Below are 21344 nucleotides of genomic sequence, written 5' to 3' on the forward strand. Positions count from 1 at the left end.
GCCGATGATAGTGCGGACTCCCGTGTGAAAGTAGGTCATCGTCAGGCTCTTACAGCCCTCAAAAAGCCCCTCAGCAACCGCTGCGGGGCTTTTTGTTTTGGGCCCGGTCATCACGCAGGGGCGAGCGAAAAGCGCAATTCGACCAGCAGCGACCGGCGTAATGCATTCAGCGGGCGAATCGTGCAATTACGGCTTCAAGTCACCGCTCCTCCACCTCCTCGGCCGGACAACCGAGAGTCCATCAACTCGCCGTCGATATCTTGATCCGAATCGCCGTGGTCTCCCAGCCGTGGGAGCGCAGATGCGCCAGCAGCATCGGCACCATCTGCCGCAGCTTCGCCGCCACCGCACTGCCTTTGACAAGCAGGCACCAACTGCCGTCCTCCAACGGCCCCGCCTGCAGCGTCGCGAACATCGCCGGTGGAACCAGCGGCTGGATGGCCTTGAGCCGCGCCTGGCTGGCTCGAACCCGGGACAGCAGCCCCGACAACGTGGGCGAATCCTCGGTGGCTTGAAGCAAGGTGATGGCGTGGGAACGTCGGGTCATGGACAGGCTCTAAAATGCCCTGTTCACCGGCCCCAGGGCTGGTGAGGCATGTCGCGGGATGGCGTGGCGGGTCTTCTCTTGGAAGGCTGGTCGGCGCCCCCAACTCGTCCACTATCTTAGGCTTTCCGACCCGCCGTTTCTCGAGGCAGCCTCGAAGCGCGCGCCGATATCGCATCCAATGGCCACGAACTTCCTCACCCGCCTATTCGGCAGCCGCAACGACCGCCTCCTGAAGCAGTATCGAAAGAACGCAGAGCGCGTGAACGCGCTGGAGCCACAGTTCGAGAAGCTCGACGACGATGCGCTGCGGGGCAAGACGCAGGAGTTCAAGGAGCGGCTCGCCAAGGGCGAGCTGCTGGACGATCTGCTGCCTGAGGCCTTCGCCACGGTGCGGGAGGCCTCGAAGCGCGTGATGAAGATGCGGCATTTCGACGTGCAGCTCATTGGTGGCATGGCCCTTCACCAGGGCAAGATCGCCGAGATGCGCACGGGCGAAGGCAAGACGCTTACCGCAACGCTGCCGGTCTACCTGAACGCGCTCACTGGCAAGGGCGTGCATGTGGTCACGGTGAACGACTATCTGGCCAGCCGCGATGCGACCTGGATGGGGCGCCTGTACAACTTCCTCGGACTGACGGTGGGCATCAACCTGCCCAACATGCCCAAGGAGGAGAAGCAGGCGGCGTATGGCTCGGACATCACCTACGGCACCAACAACGAGTACGGTTTCGACTACCTGCGCGACAACATGGTCTACGAGCCGACCGACCGTGTACAGCGGGGGCTCAACTACGCCATCGTCGACGAGGTGGACTCCATCCTGATCGATGAAGCGCGTACGCCGCTGATCATCAGTGGCCAGGCCGAAGACCATACGCAGATGTACCTGACCATCAACCAGGTCGCGCCTCTGCTGACCCGCCAGGAGGGCGAAGAGGATCCCCGCACTGGCGAGGGCATCACCAAGCCTGGCGACTTCACAGTCGACGAGAAGGCGCACCAGATCTTCCTGACCGAAGATGGCCACGAGAAGGCCGAGCAACTGCTGAGCCAGGCCGGCCTGCTTCCGGACGGCGCGTCGCTGTACGACCCGGCCAACATCACGCTGATGCACCATCTGAACGCCGCGCTGCGTGCACGGCACCTGTACCACCGTGACCAGCATTACGTGGTGCAGGAGGGCGAAGTGGTCATCGTCGACGAATTCACCGGCCGCCTGATGAGCGGCCGCCGCTGGAGCGACGGCCTGCACCAGGCCGTGGAAGCCAAGGAAGGCGTGGAGATCCAGGCCGAGAACCAGACGCTGGCCTCAATCACCTTCCAGAACTATTTCCGCCTGTACGGCAAGCTCGCGGGCATGACCGGCACGGCCGACACCGAGGCCTACGAGTTCCAGGAGATCTACGGGCTCGAGACGGTCATCATCCCGCCCAACCGGCCGAGCAAGCGCGACGACCAGCTCGACCGCGTCTACAAGACCACGCGCGAGAAGTACGAGGCGGCCATCGGCGACATCCGCGAATGCCACGAGCGCGGCCAGCCAGTGCTGGTGGGCACCTCGTCGATCGAGAACTCGGAAATCATCTCCGGGCTGCTCACCCAGGCAGGCCTGCCTCATCAGGTGCTCAACGCGAAGCAGCACGCCCGCGAGGCGGACATCATTGCCCAGGCCGGCCGGCCCAAGATGATCACCATCGCCACCAACATGGCAGGCCGCGGCACCGATATCGTGCTGGGCGGCAATGTGGAGAAGCTGGTCGAGGCCGTGGAGGCCGACGAATCGCTGGATGCCGCGACCAAGCAGGCGCGCATCGACGAACTGCGCGAAGGCTGGAAGGCGGAGCACGAGTTTGTGCGCTCGCTGGGCGGCCTGCGCATCATCGCCACCGAGCGCCACGAGTCCCGCCGAATCGACAACCAGCTGCGCGGCCGTTCGGGCCGCCAGGGTGATCCCGGCTCCTCTCGCTTCTACCTGAGCCTGGACGACCAGCTGATGCGCATCTTCGCGGGCGACCGCGTGCGCGCCATCATGGACCGCCTGAAGATGCCGGACGGCGAAGCGATCGAGGCCGGCATCGTGACGCGCAGCATCGAGAGCGCGCAGCGCAAGGTCGAGGCGCGCAACTTCGACGTCCGCAAGCAGCTGCTCGAATACGACGACGTGGCCAACGACCAGCGGAAGGTCATCTACCAGCAGCGCAACGAGATCCTGGACGCCACCGAACTCGGCGCCCAGATCGACGCGCTGCGCGAGGGCTGCTTCACCGACCTGGTCCGCCAGTACGTGCCGGCCGAGTCGGTGGAAGAGCAGTGGGACCTGCCGGGTCTGGAGCGTGCCCTGGCGGCGGACTGGGGCCTCGAACTGCCGCTGGTGCAGGAAGTCGAGGGCGCCGCTGCCATGACCGACGAGGACATCGTCGAGCGCGTGGTCAAGGCGGCCAACGAGGCCTACGAAGCCAAGGTCGCCCTCGTCGGCCGCGAGCAATTCACGCAGTTCGAGCGCATGGTGCTGCTGCAGGCCATGGACAGCAACTGGCGCGAGCATCTGTCCTCGCTCGACTACCTGCGCCAGGGCATCCACCTGCGCGGCTACGCGCAGAAGCAGCCCAAGCAGGAATACAAGCGCGAGGCCTTCGAGCTCTTCGGGCAACTGCTCGACACGGTCAAGAACGAAGTGACGCGGCAGCTGATGTTGGTGCGCATCCAGTCGGCCGAGCAGATCGAGCAGGCCGCCGACGATCTGGAAAGCCGCGCCGAGGCCATCTCCAACCTCACCTACACCGCGCCGACCGAGACGGGCGAACCAGAGGTGCGCAGCACTGCCGCGGCCAGCCCCACGGCAGCCGCAGCGGCCGTGGCCGCCGCCGTCGCTGCCGGCCGCGTGGGCCGCAACGATCCCTGCCCCTGCGGCAGCGGCAAGAAGTACAAGCAATGCCACGGCAAGCTGAGCTGATCGCCGGCTGAGCCTTCGCCTTTGCACCCCGGCGCCGGCCGTCATCGGCACGGCACCGGGGCGCCGCCCAATCTGCGTCCGAGATTTTTCAGGAAACCCCATGCCCGTGAACCTGACCGCCCCCGATCCCGCTCAACTGCACCCGGTGCCGGGTGTGCGTATCGGCGTCACCGAAGCCGGCGTGCGCAAGGCCAATCGCAAGGACCTGACCGTATTCCTGCTCGACGAGGGCAGTGCCGTGGGTGGCGTGTTCACGCAGAACCGCTTCTGCGCCGCTCCGGTGCAGGTCTGCCGCGAGCACTTGGCCGCGGGTTTCGGCGTCCGCGCGCTGGTGATCAACACCGGCAATGCCAACGCCGGCACCGGCGAGGATGGCCTGGTGCGTGCGCGCTCCACCTGCATCGCCCTGGCCCGCCTGCTGGAGGTGGCGCCTGAGCAGATCCTGCCCTTTTCCACCGGCGTGATCATGGAGACGCTCCCCAACGACCGCATCGCCGCAGGCTTGCCCGCCGCGCTGGACGACGCATCGGAGGCGCACTGGGGCCGCGCCGCTGAAGGAATCATGACCACCGACACCGTGCCGAAGGCCTTCAGCCGTCAGGTCGCGCTGGGCGGTGCCACCGTCACCATCACTGGCATCAGCAAGGGGGCCGGCATGATCCGCCCGAACATGGCGACCATGCTGGGCTTCCTGGCCACCGATGCGCGCATCGCGCCGGCGCTGCTGCAGCCGCTGGCCCGCACGCTGGCCGAAGGCTCCTTCAACCGCGTCACCATCGACGGCGACACTTCCACCAACGATTCCTTCGTCGTCATCGCCACGGGCAAGACCGGCCCGGCCATCGACGCGCTGGACAGTGCCGATGGCCAGGCCTTGCTGGCGGCCATGCAGGCGGTCGCGCGCGACCTGGCCCAGGCCATCGTGCGTGATGGCGAGGGAGCGACCAAGTTCATCACCGTGCAGGTGGAAGGCGGCCGCGACGCCGCCGAATGCCGGCAGGCGGCCTATGCCGTGGCGCATTCGCCCCTGGTCAAGACGGCCTTCTTCGCCAGCGACCCGAACCTGGGCCGCATCCTTGCGGCCGTGGGCTATGCCGGCATTGCCGACCTGGACCAGACGCGCATCGAGCTGCACCTGGACGATGTGCATGTGGTCACACGTGGCGGCCGTCATCCCGACTACCGCGAAGAAGACGGCCAGCGCGTGATGAAGAAAAGCGAGATCGTCGTGCGCATCGGCCTGGGCCGCGGCGAGGCCAGCGACACGGTCTGGACCTGCGACCTCAGCCACGACTACGTCTCCATCAACGCGGACTACCGCTCCTGAGAAGGCGCGGGCCCCGCGCCCGCCGCATGCCGCCATGAACGAGAAATTCGAGCGCCTGATCGAACGGGCCGAGCAGTTGATCGACCGCATCGAGTCCGTGCTGCCCCAGGCACTGGGCGCGCCGCCCGACTGGAACGCCGCCATCGCCTGGCGCTACCGCCGCCGCAGTTCCGGCCATGGCCGGCTGGAGCCGGTGCGCCACGTGGCGGCGATGGCGCTCTCCGATCTCAAGGAGATCGACGGCCAGAAGGAAAAGATCGAGCGCAACACCCGCCAGTTCATCGAGGGCCGCCCCGCCAACAACGTGCTGCTGACCGGCGCGCGCGGTACGGGAAAGTCCTCGCTGGTGCGGGCCTGCCTGCATGAGTTCGCGCCGCGAGGCCTGCGCCTGATCGAGGTCGACAAGGCGGACCTGACCGACCTGCCCGACATCGTCGAGGTGGTTTCCGGCCGGCCGGAGAAGTTCATCATCTTCAGCGACGACTTGAGCTTCGACGAGGGCGAGCCGGACTACAAGGCGCTCAAGTCCATCCTCGACGGCTCGGTGGCCGCGGCCACGCCCAATGTGCTGATCTACGCGACCAGCAATCGGCGCCATCTGCTGCCCGAGTACATGAAGGAGAACCTCAGCTACACGCACACGGAGGACGGTGAAGTCCATCCCGGCGAGGTGGTGGAAGAGAAGATCTCGCTGTCCGAGCGCTTCGGCCTGTGGGTGAGCTTCTATCCCTTTTCGCAGGCCGAGTACCTGGCGATCGTGGCGCAGTGGCTGTCGTCCTTCGGTCTGGACGCTGCCGCCATCGAGTCGGCGCGGCCCCAGGCGCTCGTGTGGGCACTGGAGCGGGGCTCGCGCAGTGGCCGGGTGGCCTACCAGTTCTCCCGCGACTTCGCGGGGCGGATGGCGGCATGACGGAAGTCGCCCCTTCCACCGCGCCCCGCAAGCACACCGAAGTGGCTGTCGGTGTGCTCATCGCTGTGGACGGCGCGCTGCTGCTGTCCACGCGCCCTGACGGCAAGCCCTATGCGGGCTACTGGGAGTTCCCCGGCGGCAAGATCGAAGCCGGCGAAACGGTCGAAGAGGCGCTGCGTCGGGAGCTGCAAGAGGAACTGGGCATCACCATCGACGGCGCCGAGGTCTGGCGCGTGACCGAGCACGACTATCCGCATGCGCTGGTGCGGCTGCACTGGTGCAAGGTGTTCAGCTGGTCCGGCGAGTTCGAGATGCGTGAAGGCCAGACGATGTGCTGGCAGCAGCTGCCGCTGACGGTGATGCCGGTGCTGCCCGGCGCCATGCCGGTGCTGCAGTGGCTGGCGGAGGAGCGGGGGATCGTGGGTCCGGTGCTCGCCGGCGGCTGAGGCAACATCCCTCAGGCTGGGCGTCGCCTCCCGGCTGCTGCGAATGTGCCGAGTGACCAGCCTTCCGCGGCCAGGCGACCTTCTCTCAGCTTTGCAGGCGCGGATCCCCGAAGGGCTCGTCGTCGGGCGGCGCCTCGGTCGGCATGCGGAACTGCTCGCTGGCCCACGCCCCCAGGTCGATGCCCTTGCACCGTGCGCTGCAGAACGGGCGGAAGCGGTTCTCTGGCGCATAGACGCTGTCCTGCCCGCAGGCGGGGCAGGGCACCAGGCGAACAGCAGGCTTCTTCTTTGGGTCGGAACTCATCGGAACGGCAGGGCGCCCTTCAGGCGCACAGAGTGAGCTCGAACGGCGCGTCGTCGATGCTGGGTTGCAGATGGCCCTGCTCATCCTGCCGCATCAGCCGCACAGAGACCATCAAGCGATTGCCGCTGATCTCCGGCACCACATCGAGCGACGGGTCGATACGCAGGCGGAGCAACTGGAAGCTGCGGCTCTGCGGCAGCGTCTGCTGGAACTGCCCACGCGTGGCCATCACCCGGCAGGGCATGTCGGCATCGCGCAGCAGCTTGAGCAGCAGATAGACGGCCTCGGCCAGCGGCGACAGGCTCGCGGCCCATTGCTGCAGGTCGGCCCGACGCTGGGCGGCACTGCGGTGCTGCCAGGCGTGATAGGCGGGCAGGTCGAATTCGCAGGTGCCGGCAGGAATGCCCGCTCGGCTGCGGATGCTCATCAGCCACTCGTTCTCGGCCAGCGTCTGGCCCGCCTTGCCGCTTGCGCTGTTGAGCGACTGGAAGGCACGGTCCAGCTGCAACACGAATGCGTCGAGCAACGACTCCTGGATGGCGGGATTGCCGCGGTAGCCGTTGAACACCGCCTTCTGCTTGTCCAGGTCTCGCAGCGCCTCGGACTTGAGGTCGGCGCGGCCCGCCACGTCCATGATGTCGAACATGGTGAGCAACGCGAAATGATGATGCAGCGCCGAGTCCGATGGCACCAGTTCGCCCAGGCGACGGAACAGGTGCTCGAGCCGAAGGTAGGTCCGGATGCGCTCGTTGAAGGGATATTCGTAGAGGATCACGTCTCTGTGGGGCTCCTTCGCGACATCATAGTTGCCGCGATGCCACATGCGTGTCCGGTTCCCAATGTTTCACGGGGCCTTGGCGACACCCAGTCGCGCCTGCACTTCCTTGAGCATGATGTCCCCCAACGCATACTGCCCGTGCATGGAGAAGTGCGTGTCGTTGGGAAAGTAGAGGTCGCGCACCTGGTGCCGTGCGGATTGCGCATAGGCAAACAGGTCGGGGCCGAGGCCGCTCGGCCGGAAGCGAGCGAGGAAGGCGTCGGAGTAGGACGGGTCCAGGTAGACGGTCGTCTTGTTGGGAATGACCATCCACAAGATGGGGATCGGTTGCGAGCGCGTGAAGCTGACCATGTGCTCGAAGGTCCGCGCCGTCAGCGGGCCGTTGGTCAGATCTTCTTTGAAGAAGAGCGCGCGCTCGCACAGGTGGTGCGAGAACTGCTTGCAGCCATCGGGCACGAAGCGCACTTGGGTGTCGTCGCCGAATTGCAGGTCGGTGTGCGACTTGTGCACCGCCTTCATGTTGCGGTAGGTGATCAGGCCGGTTGTCAGTTTGGCGCTCCAGTTCAGGCCCAGGTCCGGCACCCCGACCAAGGGACGGATGAAGGGCTCGGCCTTCACATCGGGCGGCTTCTTGCCCATGGTGGCGCAACTGTCGCTCTTGCGTACGCGCTCGTCGAGCAGGCGCTCGACGCTTTCGGCGATGACCAGGCGACCGCGGAAGCCCGCGCGCTGAAGCCACTGAGAGAAGTCGCCGCACAGGTAGCCCACCTGGCCCCAGTAGATGGTGGAGACCTTGTAGCCGGCGCGAACCAGCGTCGACTGCCAGTACAGGGTCATCGAAAAGCTGTCCCCCACCACCACGATGTCGGCATCGCTCAGTGGCGAGGACTTCAACGACTCGGCGGGAGGTGCGGGCGGCGCGGGCTGCTGCCAGCCGAACTCCGCGTCCGACAGCCGGCCGATGCGGGTCAGATCGCCATAGGGGACCGGCGTGAACAGCGTCAGCACCAGCAGGACGCTGACGACGACGAAGCCGACGAGAAAGGTGCGAAGCCAGATCGCTGCGTAATTCATGAACGCTGTCAGGGAAGAGGTTCCAGCCCGGCCGCCCGCACGGCGTCGACCATGCGGCTGCCGAAATAGAGCTGGCCTTGCATCGACCAGTGCGTGTCGTTGGGCCAGTAGAGGTCGATGATGCGCAGGCGCTGTTCCTGGGCCATCGCGAAGAGGTCGGGGCCCACGCCCAGGGCGTTGCTGCGGGCCACGAAGGCGCTGGCGTTGGAGATGTCGAGGTAGACGGTGGTCTTGTTGGGCACCACCATCCACATGACCTTCACCGGCGCCGCCCGGCGCGTCAGGGTGGCCATGAAATCGGCATCGCGGGGTTGCAGCTCGCGGTTGGTCCGATCGGCCGTGAGAAACAGGCTCTTGTCGCAGACGCGGCTGCTGAACTGCCTGCAGCCATCGGCCACCGGGCTGGAGAAGATGTAGTCGCCGAAGCGCTCGTGTTCCACGTCCACCACGCCATCCGTCTTCACGATCTGGCGCGTGTTGAGGTAGGTGATGAGGCCGGTGGTCAGGGGCGACTCCCAGTTGAGCCGGAAGCCCGGGGCCGGTTGGGCCGGGCTCTGCGTGGGCACGGGCAGCGCCTTGAGCGGGCGGCGGATCATGGTCTCGCAACCCTGGGCCTGCTCCAGGCGTTCGGGCAGCAGCCGCTCGATGCTCTCGAGGATGACCAGCCGGCCCTTGAAGCCGATGGACGTCAACCAGGCCGGGAAGTCGGCGCACAGCGGGCCGCTCCGGTCCCAGTGCGTGGTCGCCACCTTGTAGCCCGCTGCGACCAGGGGCGACTGCCAGGCGTAGTACATCGAGAAGCTGTCGCCGATGACCAGGATGTCCGCGTCGGCCGGTTCCCATCCACGGACATGGGCCATGGGGATCTCCGGTGGCACGGACCGCCAGCCGAAGGCGTCCTCGGAGACGCGGCCGATGCGCGTGAGGCCGCCTTCGGCCGGCTGCGTGAACAGGGTGACCAGGAACAGCGCGACGATGACCGCAAAACCGGTCATGAAGACGCCGAGCCAGGTCCGCGCGGGCTTGTGCATCACTGCCGCTTCGTCAGAACTGGAAGTACAGGAAGGGGCTGTAGGTGCCCAGTCGCGAGATGGACATGCCCAGCAGCAGCACGGTCACGGCGGCCGTGACCACGGTGGCGAGGCCGGCCAGTCGGGGACGGCCGGCCAGGGCCGGGACCACCGGCACCCAGCGCTGCAGGCTGATGGTGGGCGGCAGGGCCAGGCAGATGAAAAGGCCCAGGAACATGGTCTGGAAGAACTCGGGCTTGCGGTAGGGGATGGTGAACTCGGAGAAGGCGGACATCGAGACGCCGTTGAGCCCCAGCATGCCCTTGTAGAGGTGCATGGCGGTGGTCATGCTGTCGGCGCGGAACACCACCCAGGCGACCATCACGCACAGGAAGGTCAGCAGCCAGCGCAGCGGCAGGGTCCACCTGCTCGGCGGCCGGTTGCGCCGAACCTTGGCGTTCCAGAGATGGTTGATGGTGAGGTAGATGCCGTGCAGCGCACCCCACAGCACGAAGGTCCAGGCGGCGCCGTGCCACAGGCCGCCCAGCAGCATGGTCAGGAAGAGGTTGAGGTAGCGTCGTGCTTCGCCCTTGCGGTTGCCACCGAGCGGGATGTAGAGGTAGTCGCGCAGGAAGGTCGACAGCGAGATGTGCCACCGGCGCCAGAACTCGATGATGCTGGTCGACTTGTAGGGCGAAGCGAAGTTGAGCGGCAGGTTCACGCCCATGCACAGCGCGATGCCCACTGCCATGTCGGAGTAGCCGGAGAAGTCGAAGTAGATCTGCAGCGTATAGGCGAGCACCCCGAACCAAGCGCTGATCAGGGTCGGGATGGTGCCGCCCTGCACGCCGTGGAAGACCATGTCCGCGTACTCGCCCATGCGGTCCGCGATCAGCAGCTTCTTGGCGAGGCCGAAGCTGAAGATGGCCAGTCCAAGTGCGAGCTTGTTGGTGTCCACGCGGTAGGTCGCCGGGTTGGCGAACTGCGGCATCATCTGCGCGTGGTGCAGCACCGGGCCCGCGATCAGGTGCGGGAAGTAGGTCACGAACAGCACGTAGTGCACGAAGCTGCGTTCGCGCACCTTGCCCTGCCAGCAGTCCACCAGGAAGGCGATCTGCGTGAAGGTGTAGAAGGAGATGCCGATGGGCAGCGCCACATGCAGCATCGGCAGGGGTGCGATGCCCGCCTCGCCCAGGGCCTCGTTCACGTTGCCGATGAAGAAGTCCGCGTACTTGAAGACACCCAGCAGCGTCAGGTTCACGGTCAGCGCCAGCACCAGCATGCGCTTGCGTGCGCGGTCGCTGCGGCCCTCCTGCGGCGTGAGCTGCAGGCCGAACCAGTAGTTCATGCAGATGGAAGCCAGCAGCAGGGGCAGGGCCTTCACACTCCACCAGCCGTAGAAGAAGAGCGACGCCAGCGCCAGGAAGCCCGCCGCTGCCCGCGTGTTGCGCCATCCGATCAGGAAGAAGCCCGCCAGCACCAGCGGGAAGAAGACGAAGATGAACGCGTAGGAATTGAAAAGCATCGGGGATGGGGCTTCTTGTGCGCCGGTTTCGGCGGGGCCGTACGAGGTCCTGCGCGTGTCTCTGCGTTGTGATGCCCGCCCCAGGGTGGGCGGGTCGCGAAGGAGCAGCGCGGGATTATCGCAAGCCCGGCCTGACCCAACGCTGCCACAACGACTGGACGCATAGAGCGAGGGCATCCATGCCGAGTTCCTCGTTGTGGATCACGGCGTCGGCCGCCGCCCGCCGCTGGGCGCGCGACGCCTGCTGCGCGATCACGGCGCGCACAGTCTCCTCCGGCCAGCCGGAGCGGGCCATGACGCGGCGCACCTGGACGTCTTCGGACGCATCGACCACGAGCACACGATTCACCAGGGCGCGCCAGCGACCGGACTCCACCAGCAGCGGGACGTCAAAAACGAGCATGGGCAGGTCGCCGTGTTCACGCGCCTGACGCTCGCATTCCTCGCCGATCAGTGGATGGAGCACGCCCTGCAGGCGGTGGCGGACGTCGGGGTTGCCGAAGGCGAGTTCGCGCATCCGGGCCCGGTCGAGGCTGCCGTCGGGGGCCGCCATTTCGGGCCCGAAGGCCTCCACGATGGCGGGCATGGCCCGCCCGCCCGGCGTCGTCAGCTGGCGCGCGATGGCGTCGGTGTCGACCAGGCCTGCGCCCAGCGCCTGCAGTTGGGCGGCGACGGTGCTCTTGCCGCTGCCGATGCCGCCGGTGAGGCCGATGCGCAGCATGGCCGACTCAGAAGCCCAGGGGGAAGGCGAAGGGAAGCCAGTCGCGCACGGTGGCTGGCCCGACGATCAGGCAGAGCAGGCCCGCGCCCGCCAGGAAGGGGCCGAAAGACAGGGGCACATGCCGGTTGGCCAGGCGGCCCACCAGCAGCAGCACGACGCCCAGCACGGCGCCCACCAGCGAGGACACGAGGATGATGGCCAGCAGGAAGGGGGCGCCCAGCCAGGCGCCCAGGGCGGCCAGCAGCTTGAAGTCGCCAAAGCCCATGCCCTCCTTGCCGGTGGCGGCCCGGTAGAGCCGATAGACGATCCAGAGGCTCAGATAGCCGAAGATGGCGCCCCAGATGGCCGAGGTGGGCGAAACCCCGGTCAGCCCATAGGCTGCCCCCGCCAGGCCCAGCCACAGCAGCAGGTAGTTGAGCGAGTCCGGCAGAAGTTGGGTGTCAAGGTCGATGACGAACTGGCAGACGAGGATCGCGCAAAACGTCGCCCAGAGGCCTGCGACCGGCGTCATGCCGAAGCGCCATGCGCACAGCGCGAACAGCGCGCCAGTGACCAGTTCGACCGCCGGGTAGCGCAGGCCGATCGGCGCCTTGCAGGCGCTGCAGCGGCCCCCCAGCACCAGCCAGCTCAGCAGCGGGATGTTTTCGTACCACCGGATCTCGTGGCCGCAGTGGCCGCAGCGCGATCCCGGTCGCGCGAGCGTGAGTGGTGGCAGCGCATCGACCTGGTCGAGCGCGGTCTGGGCATCCTGCTCGAGACGGCCGGGGGGCTTGGTGTCTTTGCCGAAGACCAGTTCCCACAGGCTGGGAATGCCGGGTTGGGGCGCCAGGTTGGCCGTGGCATCCACGAGCCAGCCGCGGTACATCATGCACGGCAGGCGATGGATCACCACGTTGAGGAAGCTGCCGACGACGAGGCCCAGCAGGCCGCCTGCCGCGGCATCCAGGAACGCCGGCGCCATCAGACGACCTGGCCCAGCTTGAAGATCGGCAGGTACATCGACACGACGATGCCCCCGATCACCACTCCCAACACAACGATGATGATCGGCTCCATCAGGCTCGACAGGCCCGCCACCATGGCGTCGACCTCCTGCTCGTAGAAGTCGGCGGCCTTCCCCAGCATGTGGTCGATGGAGCCGGACTCCTCGCCGATGGCCGTCATCTGCAGCACCATGGGCGGGAACAGGTTCGCGCCCGTCATGGCCGTCGTCAGGCTGGTGCCCGTGGACACCTCCTGCTGAATGCGGGTGGTGGCCTTCGCATACACCGAGTTGCCTGATGCGCCACCCACCGAGTCGAGCGCCTCCACCAGCGGGACGCCAGCGGCGAACATGGTCGACAGCGTGCGCGTCCAGCGCGCCACGCAGGACTTGTCGATGAGCGCGCCGAAGATCGGCAGGCGCAGCAGCAGGCGGTCCATGCCTTCCTGGAATTTCTCGTTGCGCTTCCAGGCCTGCATGAGGAAGTAGCCGCCCGCGATCAGCACCCCGAAGATCAACCACCAGTAGCCCACGAAGAATTCGCTCATGGCGATGACGAACAGCGTGGGCGCGGGCAGGTCGGCCCCGAAGGAGGTGAACACCTGCTTGAAGGACGGGATCACGAACAGCATGATGATCGTGACCACGATGAAGGCCACCAGGATCACGGCCGTCGGGTACATCAGCGCCGATTTGATCTTTGACTTGATGGCCTCGGTCTTCTCCATGTAGATGGCCAGGCGGTCGAGCAGTTCTTCCAGGATGCCGGCCGCCTCGCCGGCCTCGATCAGGTTGCAGTAGAGGCTGTTGAAGTACTTGGGATGTTTGCGGAAGGCCGAGGACAGCGAGGTGCCGGTCTCCACGTCGGTGCGGATGTCGTTGAGCAGCCGCGCCATGTTGGGATTGCTGTTGCCGCGGCCCACGATGTCGAAGGACTGCAGCAGCGGCACGCCGGCCTTCATCATCGTCGCCATCTGCCGGGTGAACACGGCCACGTCGCGTGGCTTGATCGCCTTGCCCGAGCGCAGGCGGCGCTTCTTGATCTTGGTGGTCAGCACGCCCTGGCGCCGCAGCGAGGCCTGGACCTGGTTCTCGCCCAGGGCCCGCATCTCGCCCCGGACGGCCTTGCCGTTGCGGTCGCGGCCTTCCCACTCGTAGAGGTGTTCCTTGGCAGAGGTGGGGCGGGTGGGGCTTCGTTTCTGGGCGGCTGTGGCCATGGCAACTCCGTTGGGCGCGCGTCCGAGTCTATTCGTTGGTGACGCCGAGCACCTCTTCGAGCGAGGTCACGCCCTGCATCACCTTCTGCAGACCCGAGCGGCGCAGCGAGCGCACGCCCTCGCGCTCGGACTGGGCGGCGATCTCGAGCGCGCTGCCATCGCGAAGGATGATCTTCTGGATCTCCTCCGAGATCGGCATCACCTGGTAGATGCCGACCCGGCCCTTGTAGCCGCCGCTGCAGGCGGGGCAGCCCACGGGTCGGTAGGGCTTCCAGCTGCCGTCGAGCTCCTCGCGCCGGAAGCCGGCGTCCAGCAGCGCCTGCGGCGGAAGGTCGGCGGGCAGCTTGCACTGCGGGCACAGGCGACGCGCCAGGCGCTGGGCGGTGATCAGGATGACGCTCGACGCGATGTTGAAGGGGGCGATGCCCATGTTGCGCATCCGCGTCAGCGTGGTGGGCGCGTCGTTGGTGTGCAGCGTGGAGAGCACCAGATGGCCGGTCTGCGCGGCCTTGATGGCGATGTCGGCCGTGTCCAGGTCGCGGATCTCGCCGACCATGATGATGTCCGGGTCCTGCCGCAGGAAGGCGCGCAGCGCCGTCGCGAAGGTCAGGCCGGCCTTCTCGTTGACGTTGACCTGGTTGACACCCGGGAGGTTGATCTCGGACGGGTCCTCGGCGGTGGCGATGTTGACGCCCGGCTTGTTCAGCAGGTTCAGGCAGGTGTAGAGCGATACCGTCTTGCCCGAGCCCGTGGGCCCGGTCACCAGGATCATGCCGTAGGGTCGGCCGATGGCGGTGAGCAGGCGCTCCTTTTCGTCTGCGTCGTAGCCGAGCGCGTCGATGCCCAGACGCGCGCTGCTGGGGTCGAGGATCCGGATCACGATTTTCTCGCCGAAGAGCGTGGGCAATGTGCTGACGCGGAAGTCGATCACCCGGTCGGCGCCGATCTTCAGCTTCATCCGGCCGTCCTGCGGGATGCGCTTCTCGGAGATGTCCAGCTTGGAGATCACCTTGATGCGCGAGGCCAGCTTGTCCTTGATGGCCACGGGCGGGCTGGCGATCTCGCGCAGTTCGCCATCCACCCGGAAGCGCACGCGGTAGTTGTGCTCGTAGGGCTCGAAGTGGATGTCGGAGGCGCGCATGGAGAAGGCGTCGAGCAGCATCTTCTGCAGGAAGCGCACCACGGGTGCGTCCTCCACCTCGGAAGAGGCGGCCGTCTCCTGGGCCTCGTCCGGCTCGCCGAGCAGTTCGTCGTACTCGAACTCGCTGCTCGCCAGTTGCTCCAGCGTTTCCGAGGGGGTGGCCGCGCTCGCGTCGACCAGGCGCGACAGCTTGTCGTACTCGGCCACCACCCAGTCCACGCCCAGTTGGGAGGCGAACTTGATCTTTTCTGCCGCCTGCTGATCGGAGGGGTCGGCCGTGGCCACCACCAGCCGATTGCCACGCTTGGCCAACACCACAATGCGGTAGGACTGGCAGAGGCGCACATCCAGCAGCCCCTTGGGCAGTCGCAGCGGATCGACTGCGGCGAGATCGACCAGGGGGGCGGAGAAGCTGATCGCCAGCACATGCGCCAACTCATGCGGAGATACCTGGCCGGTGCCGGTGAGTTCGGCAATGAAACTGCTGCGCGAGGCCAGCGAGCGACGGTAAATCTGCTCGGCGGCTTGCGCGTCCAGGATGCCTGCCGACACCAGGGCGCGTGCCAAACCAGGCAGCGCAACGGAGGCGGTGTCACGAAGCGGTGGGTCGGCAACAGCCATGCGGCGGAAAACGGGAGGTGGGAGCTGGACGGTCAACGGACCATCGTGCCAATGTACATTGGTTGCACAAAAACACATTGTGCAACACGGCTGTAGGCCCTTCGTGTGAGTGCCGGGCGTGGGATTGGACCAACAAAAAAGCCCCACGACGTGGGGCTTTGGTGCCTTGCCCGGTGGGCAAGGATGAATCTGGTCGGGGTGAGAGGATTCGAACCTCCGGCCTCTACGTCCCGAACGTAGCGCTCTACCAGGCTAAGCTACACCCCGTTAATCAGTCTTGCTTCGGTGCCGATCAGGTTCGGCGCTCAAGAAGCTGAGCCGCTAACTGTAGCATACCTTTCGAGTAAATATTGGCCGGGAGCGCGTCGAGCGCGGAAATTGCGCGTTCGGCTTCGCGCGCGGCCGCGGCACGTGTGGCTTCCAATGCGCCGGTTTCCCGCACGACCTGGACCACCTGCGGGAGTTGGGAGACGTCGCCTGTCTCCAGTGCCGTGCGGACGATGGCGGCCTGCGCGGCGTTGCCGCGCTTCATGGCGAGGATGAGTGGCAGCGTGGCCTTGCCTTCCCGGAGATCGTCGCCGACGTTCTTGCCCGTTTCGGCCGCATCGCCCGCGTAGTCGAGCACATCGTCCACCACCTGGAATGCGGTCCCGAGGGCTTGGCCGTAGGTGGCGCACGCTTCTTCCAGATCGCGCGGGGCGCCGGACAGGATCGCCGCCAGCCGGGTGCTGGCCTCGAACAGCTTGGCAGTCTTGGAGCGGATGACCTGCAGGTAGGCCTGCTCGTCCAGCGACGCATCGCCCATGTTCATGAGCTGCAGCACCTCGCCTTCCGCGATGACGTTGGTGGCTTCGGCCAGAACCTCCATCACGCGCATGTCCTGGGCGTCCAGCATCATCTGGAAGGCGCGCGAATAAAGAAAGTCGCCGACGAGCACGCTGGCTGCGTTGCCGAAGGACTCGTTGGCGGTGGGCCGGCCTCGGCGCAGGGTGGACTCGTCCACCACATCGTCGTGCAGCAGCGTCGCGGTATGGATGAACTCGACGACCGCTGCCAGGTTGAAGTGCTGCGTCCCCTCGTAGCCGAGCGCTCGGCTCATCAGCAGAAGCAGGACCGGGCGCAGGCGCTTGCCACCTGCGGCAATGATGTAGCGCGACACTTGGCTCACCAGGGGCACGCCCGTGGACAGGCGGGCGTCGATGACCCGGTCGACCTCGGTCATGTCGCTGGCCACGAGGTCGAGCGCTGCAAAGGTCGGCGGAGGTGGGCTGGCTGTGGTGGAAGACAAGAGAGGTGGCGCGAGGCGCGGTGATCGGTCTTTCGAGCGCCGGAATTATAGGGAGCGGCCAAGGACAGGCCCGTCCTTGGGCTGCCGGGGCGTGCATCTTGTCATTGCCCGTGCTATCATGGAGAGCTTCGCGGAATGAGCCGCGGAGAATCTTTCACAAGAGGTTTCCCATGTACGCGGTCATAAAAACCGGTGGCAAGCAGTATCGCGTTGCCCCCGGCGAGAAAATCAAGGTAGAACAGATTGCTGCGGACGTTGGCCAGGAAATCGTGATCGACCAAGTGCTTGCCGTCAGCGACGGTAGCGCGATCAAGGTCGGCACGCCCCTGGTGTCCGGCGCCACGGTGACGGCCACGGTGCTGTCCCACGGCAAGCATGACAAGGTGCGCATCTTCAAGCTGCGTCGCCGTAAGCATTATCAAAAGCGTCAAGGCCATCGCCAGCAGTTCACCGAGCTGCAGATCGGTGCGATTGCCGGCTAAGCCCAGGAGCAGGACACCATGGCACAGAAAAAAGGCGGCGGCTCTACGCGTAACGGGCGCGATTCCAAGCCCAAGATGCTCGGCGTGAAGGCCTTCGGCGGCCAAGTGATCAGCGCCGGTTCCATCATCGTGCGTCAGCGCGGTACGCGCCTGCACGCCGGTGACAACGTGGGCGTGGGCAAGGACCACACCCTGTTCGCGCTGGTCGATGGCCGCGTCTCGTTCGGCATGCGCGGCGCGCTGAACAAGCACGTCGTGAACATCACCCCGGTCTGAGCGACCTCGCTCTCTCGTGTGAAGCCCCGCTTTGCCGGGGCTTCATCGTTTATGTGCCTCCCGGCACGTCTCATTTGTAAACTGCCCTCATGAAGTTCGTCGACGAAGCCTTCATCGACATCGCCGCTGGCGATGGCGGCAACGGCTGCGTGTCGTTCCGCCATGAGAAGTACAAGGAATTCGGCGGTCCCGACGGCGGCGACGGCGGCCGCGGCGGCCACGTCTTCGCGGTGGCCGATCCCAACCTCAACACGCTGGTCGACTACCGCTTTTCACGCCGGCACGAGGCCAAGCGCGGCCAGCACGGCATGGGCTCCGACATGTTCGGGGCCGCGGGTGACGACGTCACGCTGCGCATGCCGGTCGGCACCATCATCAGCGATGCCGAGACGGGCGAGGTGCTGTGCGAACTGCTCGTGCCCGGCGAGCCCGTCACTATTGCCAAGGGCGGCGATGGCGGCTTCGGCAACCTGCGCTTCAAGTCCTCGATCAACCGTGCGCCGCGGCAAAAGACGCCCGGCTGGCCCGGCGAGCGCAAGAGCCTCAAGCTCGAACTCAAGGTGCTGGCCGACGTGGGCCTGCTGGGCATGCCCAATGCCGGCAAGTCGACACTGATCAGTGCCGTCTCCAATGCCCGCCCGCGCATTGCCGACTATCCCTTCACGACGCTGCATCCCAACCTGGGCGTGGTGCGCCTGGGACCGGAGCAGAGCTTCGTCATTGCCGACCTCCCGGGGCTGATCGAAGGCGCCTCCGAAGGGGCGGGCCTGGGCCACCTCTTCCTGCGACATCTGCAGCGAACCCGGCTGCTGCTGCACGTGGTCGATCTGGCCCCCTTCGACGAGGGTGTGGACCCCGTCGCCCAGGCCAAGGCCATCGTGGGCGAGCTCAAGAAGTACGACAAGGGCCTTCACGACAAGCCCCGCTGGCTGGTGCTCAACAAGCTGGACATGATCCCGGTCGACGAGCGCGCCGCCCGCGTCAAGGACTTCGTCAAACGCTTGCGCTTCAAGGGACCGGTCTTCGAGATCTCCGCCCTCACGCGAGAAGGCTGCGAGCCGCTGATGCAGGCCATCTACCAGCACGTCAAGGCGCAGCAGAAGGCCGAGCAGCCGCCGGAATACATCGATCCGCGCTTCGCTTCGCCCCAGGACTGACCACCGCCTTCGCCCGCACTCTCCACGGCGCCCGGCGCCGCACGATTCCGCTCCATGACCCGCAACTTCTCGTCCTCCGTCCTGCGCGATGCGCGCCGTCTCGTGGTGAAGGTCGGCTCCAGCCTTGTCACGAATGAAGGCAAGGGACTGGATGAGCAGGCGATCGGCGAGTGGTCGCGCCAGCTCGGAGCGCTGGTCCGTGATGGGCGCGAACTGGTCATGGTGTCGAGCGGCGCGATTGCCGAGGGCATGAAGCGCCTGGGCTGGTCCGCGCGGCCCAAGGAGGTCCACGAACTGCAGGCGGCCGCCGCCGTGGGGCAGATGGGCCTGGCCCACATGTACGAGAACAAGCTGCGTGAGAACGGCCTGCGCAGCGCGCAGGTGCTGCTCACGCATGCCGACCTCGCCGACCGAGAGCGCTATCTCAATGCCCGCTCCACCCTGTTGACCCTGCTCGGCCTGGGCGTTTTGCCTGTGATCAACGAGAACGACACCGTCGTCAACGACGAGATCAAGTTCGGTGACAACGACACGCTGGGGGCGCTAGTCGCCAATCTCGTGGACGCAGATGCGCTGGTCATCCTCACCGACCAGAAGGGCCTCTACACCGCCGATCCGCGCAAGAACCCCGATGCCACCTTCGTGCATGAAGCCCAGGCTGGCGATCCCGCGCTGGAGCTGATGGCCGGCGGGGCGGGCTCCAGCATTGGCCGGGGTGGCATGCTGACCAAGATCCTGGCGGCCAAGCGTGCGGCCGGATCGGGCGCCTCCACGGTCATCGCCTGGGGGCGGGAGCCCGATGCGCTCATGCGGCTGGCGCGCGGTGAGGCCATCGGCACGCTATTGGTGGCCGACACCGCCAAGCACCAAGCCCGCAAGCGCTGGATGGCCGACCACCTGCAATTGCGAGGTGCGGTGATCGTGGACGAGGGCGCTGCGCGCAAGGTCCGGGGCGAGGGCAAGAGCCTGTTGCCCATCGGCATGACGGCCGTCGAAGGCGACTTTTCGCGGGGTGACGTCATTGCCATCCGCGATGCGGCCGGTGTCGAACTGGCCCGTGGCCTGGCGAACTATGCGGCCGCCGAGGCTCGGTTGCTCTGCCGGCGCTCGTCGACGGACATCGAAGGGCTGCTGGGCTATTCGGCCGAGCCCGAGATGATCCACCGGGACAACCTCGTCCTGATGTGAGCGCGGGGCCTCGACGGCCCTCTTGCAGTTCGGCGTGATTCGCCGGCCGCATGCGGCGTGTTGCCCGCTGTTTGGTTGCCGGCCGCCCTGGGCCTGTGGTGCTCAGTTGAGCAGGATCTCCGGGCGCTTGAGTTCGCGCACCATGTCCGTCACGCTTGCCCGCGGCGCGCGTCCCCGGCAGAGCGCCTGCCGGGACAACTCGTACGTGTAGATCGAATTGCGGTCGTCGATCCGCTTCCAGTCGGCATTGTCGACCAATCGCCACGCGCCATCGGCCGATCGTGCGTAGGTCTTGTATTCCGCCGTGGCGCAGCGCACGCCTTCGTAGAAGGCATTGATAGTGCTGCTGCCCTCGCGCCAGCCGAGCACCACGTAGCGAACGACGCCGTCCGGCGTGATCACGATGGTCTTGGGGTCGATGCCGAACTTGAGCGTCATGTACGCCGGCATCTCGATCTGCAGCGCACGCTTGACGTCGTAGGCGGGCGGAGGCGGGACTGCCGATTCCTGCCAATCCGGGTTGTCGACCAGCTGCGCATGCGCGGTGCCCGCCACCAAGGCCGCCGTGGCGAGCAGGTGCGTGAACTTGGCCGCTGCCGTCAAGCGCCACCGGGCACTAGGGACTTGCGGGTGTCGGGCTGTCTGGATGCGAGGCATGATCGGAGGCACTGTTGGGGTCGGGGTCGAAGGACGCGCCCGGCGGCAATTCGAAGGTGGGCGCCGCGGCGGCAGGGCCGTGCGGTGGCCGGTCACGATGATCGGCTTCGCGGCCCCGCATGCTGCCGCGCAGGAAGCGGTTACGCATGTCGGGCCGTGGCAGGAAGCGGGCCAGTTCGGTCAGCGCCATCTCGTAGACGCCACGCTTGAACTCGACCACCACGTCCAGCGGGACCCAGTAATCGTGCCAGCGCCAGGCGTCGAACTCGGGATGGTCGGTGGCACGCAGGTTGAGATCCCAGTCGTGCCCCACAAGTTGCAGCAGATACCAGATCTGCTTCTGGCCTTTGTAATGGCCGCGGGCGTCGCGGCGGATGTAGCGGTCGGGCACCTCGTAGCGCAACCAGTCGCGGGTGCGGGCCACGATGCGCACGTGGTCCGGCATCAGGCCGACCTCTTCGTGGAGCTCGCGGTACATGGCCTGCTCGGGTGTCTCGCCCCGATCGATCCCGCCTTGAGGAAACTGCCAGGAGTGGGTGCGGATGCGTTTGCCCCAGAACACCTGGTTTTTCTGGTTGAGCAGGATGATGCCGACGTTGGGCCTGAAGCCGTCCCGGTCAAGCATAATCAAACCCCAATTTTTGAACTGGTTCGATTATGCATAGATCGATGCTGGCCGGAGCTTGACGCCGGCCCGCCCAGTTCCCGGCCCCGCGCCGCGTGCGGCACGCCGCCTTCCT

22 protein-coding genes and 1 tRNA gene are annotated in these 21344 nt (G+C 66.4%); 8 read left to right on the plus strand and 15 right to left on the minus strand.

What is annotated here, in order from left to right:
• Both ACT54X_RS10615 and ACT54X_RS10620 read right to left on the minus strand, forming a co-directional pair.
• On the minus strand, nt 1-186 hold a 186-nt coding region (locus ACT54X_RS10615; RefSeq protein WP_476346421.1), incomplete at its 3' end, for a hypothetical protein.
• A 55-nt stretch (nt 187-241) separates the two neighbouring features.
• Nucleotides 242-547 (minus strand): DciA family protein, encoded by a 306-nt coding sequence (locus tag ACT54X_RS10620; protein WP_294377041.1) that lies wholly within the window; start codon nt 545-547, stop codon nt 242-244.
• 178 nt (nt 548-725) lie between these two features.
• Here ACT54X_RS10620 and secA point away from each other — a divergent pair, with 178 nt between their 5' ends.
• The 4 genes from secA (at nt 726) to ACT54X_RS10640 (ending at nt 6183) form a co-directional block, all read left to right on the plus strand.
• Nucleotides 726-3500 carry a preprotein translocase subunit SecA gene (secA, locus tag ACT54X_RS10625; protein WP_294377039.1) on the plus strand — a complete coding sequence of 925 codons (2775 nt, stop codon included), beginning with the start codon at nt 726-728 and terminating at the stop codon, nt 3498-3500.
• A 100-nt stretch (nt 3501-3600) separates the two neighbouring features.
• Nucleotides 3601-4827, plus strand: a complete 1227-nt coding sequence (argJ, locus tag ACT54X_RS10630; RefSeq protein ID WP_294377037.1) for a bifunctional glutamate N-acetyltransferase/amino-acid acetyltransferase ArgJ — start codon at nt 3601-3603, stop codon at nt 4825-4827.
• 34 nt (nt 4828-4861) lie between these two features.
• Complete coding sequence (locus ACT54X_RS10635; protein WP_294377035.1) at nt 4862-5737, plus strand: ATP-binding protein; 876 nt, start codon at nt 4862-4864, stop codon at nt 5735-5737.
• Nucleotides 5734-6183: an NUDIX domain-containing protein gene (locus ACT54X_RS10640; protein WP_294377032.1), complete on the plus strand. Its 450-nt coding sequence runs from the start codon at nt 5734-5736 to the stop codon at nt 6181-6183. The genes ACT54X_RS10635 and ACT54X_RS10640 overlap by 4 nt, the downstream gene beginning before the upstream one ends.
• An 85-nt stretch (nt 6184-6268) precedes the next feature.
• Here the strand turns inward: ACT54X_RS10640 and ACT54X_RS10645 are convergent, their stop codons facing one another.
• The 11 genes from ACT54X_RS10645 to ACT54X_RS10695 form a co-directional block, all read right to left on the minus strand.
• The gene (locus ACT54X_RS10645; protein ID WP_234197724.1) at nt 6269-6487 is read right to left on the minus strand and encodes a DNA gyrase inhibitor YacG; all 219 of its coding nucleotides are present in this window, start codon (nt 6485-6487) and stop codon (nt 6269-6271) included.
• Nucleotides 6488-6506: 19 nt separating this feature from the next.
• A complete protein-coding gene (gene zapD / locus ACT54X_RS10650) occupies nt 6507-7262 on the minus strand; it encodes a cell division protein ZapD (RefSeq protein ID WP_294377021.1) in 756 nt (251 codons plus the stop codon).
• Between the two features lie 69 nt (nt 7263-7331).
• Nucleotides 7332-8339 carry an alginate O-acetyltransferase AlgX-related protein gene (locus ACT54X_RS10655; protein WP_294377018.1) on the minus strand — a complete coding sequence of 336 codons (1008 nt, stop codon included), beginning with the start codon at nt 8337-8339 and terminating at the stop codon, nt 7332-7334.
• A gap of 8 nt (nt 8340-8347) precedes the next feature.
• Complete coding sequence (locus tag ACT54X_RS10660) at nt 8348-9370, minus strand: alginate O-acetyltransferase AlgX-related protein (protein WP_294377014.1); 1023 nt, start codon at nt 9368-9370, stop codon at nt 8348-8350.
• Nucleotides 9371-9383: 13 nt separating this feature from the next.
• A complete protein-coding gene (locus tag ACT54X_RS10665) occupies nt 9384-10874 on the minus strand; it encodes an MBOAT family O-acyltransferase (RefSeq protein ID WP_294377011.1) in 1491 nt (496 codons plus the stop codon).
• 115 nt (nt 10875-10989) lie between these two features.
• A complete protein-coding gene (coaE, locus tag ACT54X_RS10670) occupies nt 10990-11595 on the minus strand; it encodes a dephospho-CoA kinase (RefSeq protein WP_294377008.1) in 606 nt (201 codons plus the stop codon).
• A gap of 7 nt (nt 11596-11602) precedes the next feature.
• Nucleotides 11603-12559 (minus strand): prepilin peptidase, encoded by a 957-nt coding sequence (locus ACT54X_RS10675; protein WP_476346751.1) that lies wholly within the window; start codon nt 12557-12559, stop codon nt 11603-11605.
• A complete protein-coding gene (locus tag ACT54X_RS10680; protein ID WP_234197718.1) occupies nt 12556-13794 on the minus strand; it encodes a type II secretion system F family protein in 1239 nt (412 codons plus the stop codon). Before ACT54X_RS10680 ends, ACT54X_RS10675 begins: the two co-directional genes overlap by 4 nt.
• A 28-nt stretch (nt 13795-13822) precedes the next feature.
• Nucleotides 13823-15556 (minus strand): type IV-A pilus assembly ATPase PilB, encoded by a 1734-nt coding sequence (gene pilB / locus ACT54X_RS10685; RefSeq protein ID WP_294376999.1) that lies wholly within the window; start codon nt 15554-15556, stop codon nt 13823-13825.
• Nucleotides 15557-15746: 190 nt separating this feature from the next.
• Nucleotides 15747-15823 (minus strand) — tRNA-Pro (locus ACT54X_RS10690).
• A 25-nt stretch (nt 15824-15848) separates the two neighbouring features.
• On the minus strand, nt 15849-16778 hold the full coding sequence (locus ACT54X_RS10695) for a polyprenyl synthetase family protein (protein ID WP_294376996.1): 930 nt from the start codon (nt 16776-16778) through the stop codon (nt 15849-15851).
• 236 nt (nt 16779-17014) lie between these two features.
• Here ACT54X_RS10695 and rplU point away from each other — a divergent pair, with 236 nt between their 5' ends.
• From rplU to proB, 4 genes are all read left to right on the plus strand, one after another.
• Nucleotides 17015-17326: a 50S ribosomal protein L21 gene (rplU, locus tag ACT54X_RS10700; RefSeq protein ID WP_017761189.1), complete on the plus strand. Its 312-nt coding sequence runs from the start codon at nt 17015-17017 to the stop codon at nt 17324-17326.
• A gap of 18 nt (nt 17327-17344) precedes the next feature.
• A complete protein-coding gene (rpmA, locus tag ACT54X_RS10705) occupies nt 17345-17602 on the plus strand; it encodes a 50S ribosomal protein L27 (protein ID WP_017761188.1) in 258 nt (85 codons plus the stop codon).
• Between the two features lie 89 nt (nt 17603-17691).
• A complete protein-coding gene (gene cgtA / locus ACT54X_RS10710; protein ID WP_294376988.1) occupies nt 17692-18759 on the plus strand; it encodes an Obg family GTPase CgtA in 1068 nt (355 codons plus the stop codon).
• A gap of 54 nt (nt 18760-18813) precedes the next feature.
• Nucleotides 18814-19947, plus strand: coding sequence for a glutamate 5-kinase (proB, locus tag ACT54X_RS10715; protein WP_294376985.1), 1134 nt, complete (start codon nt 18814-18816; stop codon nt 19945-19947).
• 102 nt (nt 19948-20049) lie between these two features.
• Here proB and ACT54X_RS10720 read toward each other — a convergent pair whose 3' ends face one another.
• Nucleotides 20050-20550 carry a CNP1-like family protein gene (locus tag ACT54X_RS10720; protein WP_294376982.1) on the minus strand — a complete coding sequence of 167 codons (501 nt, stop codon included), beginning with the start codon at nt 20548-20550 and terminating at the stop codon, nt 20050-20052.
• A 13-nt stretch (nt 20551-20563) separates the two neighbouring features.
• Nucleotides 20564-21229: an RNA pyrophosphohydrolase gene (locus ACT54X_RS10725; RefSeq protein WP_017761184.1), complete on the minus strand. Its 666-nt coding sequence runs from the start codon at nt 21227-21229 to the stop codon at nt 20564-20566.
• Nucleotides 21230-21344: the final 115 nt, after the last annotated feature.

It is taken from the genome of Pseudacidovorax sp. DMC4, from assembly GCF_056314265.1.

Bases quoted from the DNA above. Each gene is read 5' to 3' on its own strand.
- ACT54X_RS10620 (WP_294377041.1), bottom strand. From the start codon at position 547: ATGACCCGACGTTCCCACGCCATCACCTTGCTTCAAGCCACCGAGGAT.
- secA (WP_294377039.1), top strand. From the start codon at position 726: ATGGCCACGAACTTCCTCACCCGCCTATTCGGCAGCCGCAACGACCGC.
- argJ (WP_294377037.1), top strand. From the start codon at position 3,601: ATGCCCGTGAACCTGACCGCCCCCGATCCCGCTCAACTGCACCCGGTG.
- ACT54X_RS10635 (WP_294377035.1), top strand. From the start codon at position 4,862: ATGAACGAGAAATTCGAGCGCCTGATCGAACGGGCCGAGCAGTTGATC.
- ACT54X_RS10640 (WP_294377032.1), top strand. From the start codon at position 5,734: ATGACGGAAGTCGCCCCTTCCACCGCGCCCCGCAAGCACACCGAAGTG.
- ACT54X_RS10645 (WP_234197724.1), bottom strand. From the start codon at position 6,487: ATGAGTTCCGACCCAAAGAAGAAGCCTGCTGTTCGCCTGGTGCCCTGC.
- ACT54X_RS10655 (WP_294377018.1), bottom strand. From the start codon at position 8,339: ATGAATTACGCAGCGATCTGGCTTCGCACCTTTCTCGTCGGCTTCGTC.
- ACT54X_RS10660 (WP_294377014.1), bottom strand. From the start codon at position 9,370: ATGCACAAGCCCGCGCGGACCTGGCTCGGCGTCTTCATGACCGGTTTT.
- ACT54X_RS10665 (WP_294377011.1), bottom strand. From the start codon at position 10,874: ATGCTTTTCAATTCCTACGCGTTCATCTTCGTCTTCTTCCCGCTGGTG.
- coaE (WP_294377008.1), bottom strand. From the start codon at position 11,595: ATGCTGCGCATCGGCCTCACCGGCGGCATCGGCAGCGGCAAGAGCACC.
- ACT54X_RS10680 (WP_234197718.1), bottom strand. From the start codon at position 13,794: ATGGCCACAGCCGCCCAGAAACGAAGCCCCACCCGCCCCACCTCTGCC.
- pilB (WP_294376999.1), bottom strand. From the start codon at position 15,556: ATGGCTGTTGCCGACCCACCGCTTCGTGACACCGCCTCCGTTGCGCTG.
- ACT54X_RS10695 (WP_294376996.1), bottom strand. From the start codon at position 16,778: ATGACCGAGGTCGACCGGGTCATCGACGCCCGCCTGTCCACGGGCGTG.
- rplU (WP_017761189.1), top strand. From the start codon at position 17,015: ATGTACGCGGTCATAAAAACCGGTGGCAAGCAGTATCGCGTTGCCCCC.
- rpmA (WP_017761188.1), top strand. From the start codon at position 17,345: ATGGCACAGAAAAAAGGCGGCGGCTCTACGCGTAACGGGCGCGATTCC.
- cgtA (WP_294376988.1), top strand. From the start codon at position 17,692: ATGAAGTTCGTCGACGAAGCCTTCATCGACATCGCCGCTGGCGATGGC.
- proB (WP_294376985.1), top strand. From the start codon at position 18,814: ATGACCCGCAACTTCTCGTCCTCCGTCCTGCGCGATGCGCGCCGTCTC.
- ACT54X_RS10725 (WP_017761184.1), bottom strand. From the start codon at position 21,229: ATGCTTGACCGGGACGGCTTCAGGCCCAACGTCGGCATCATCCTGCTC.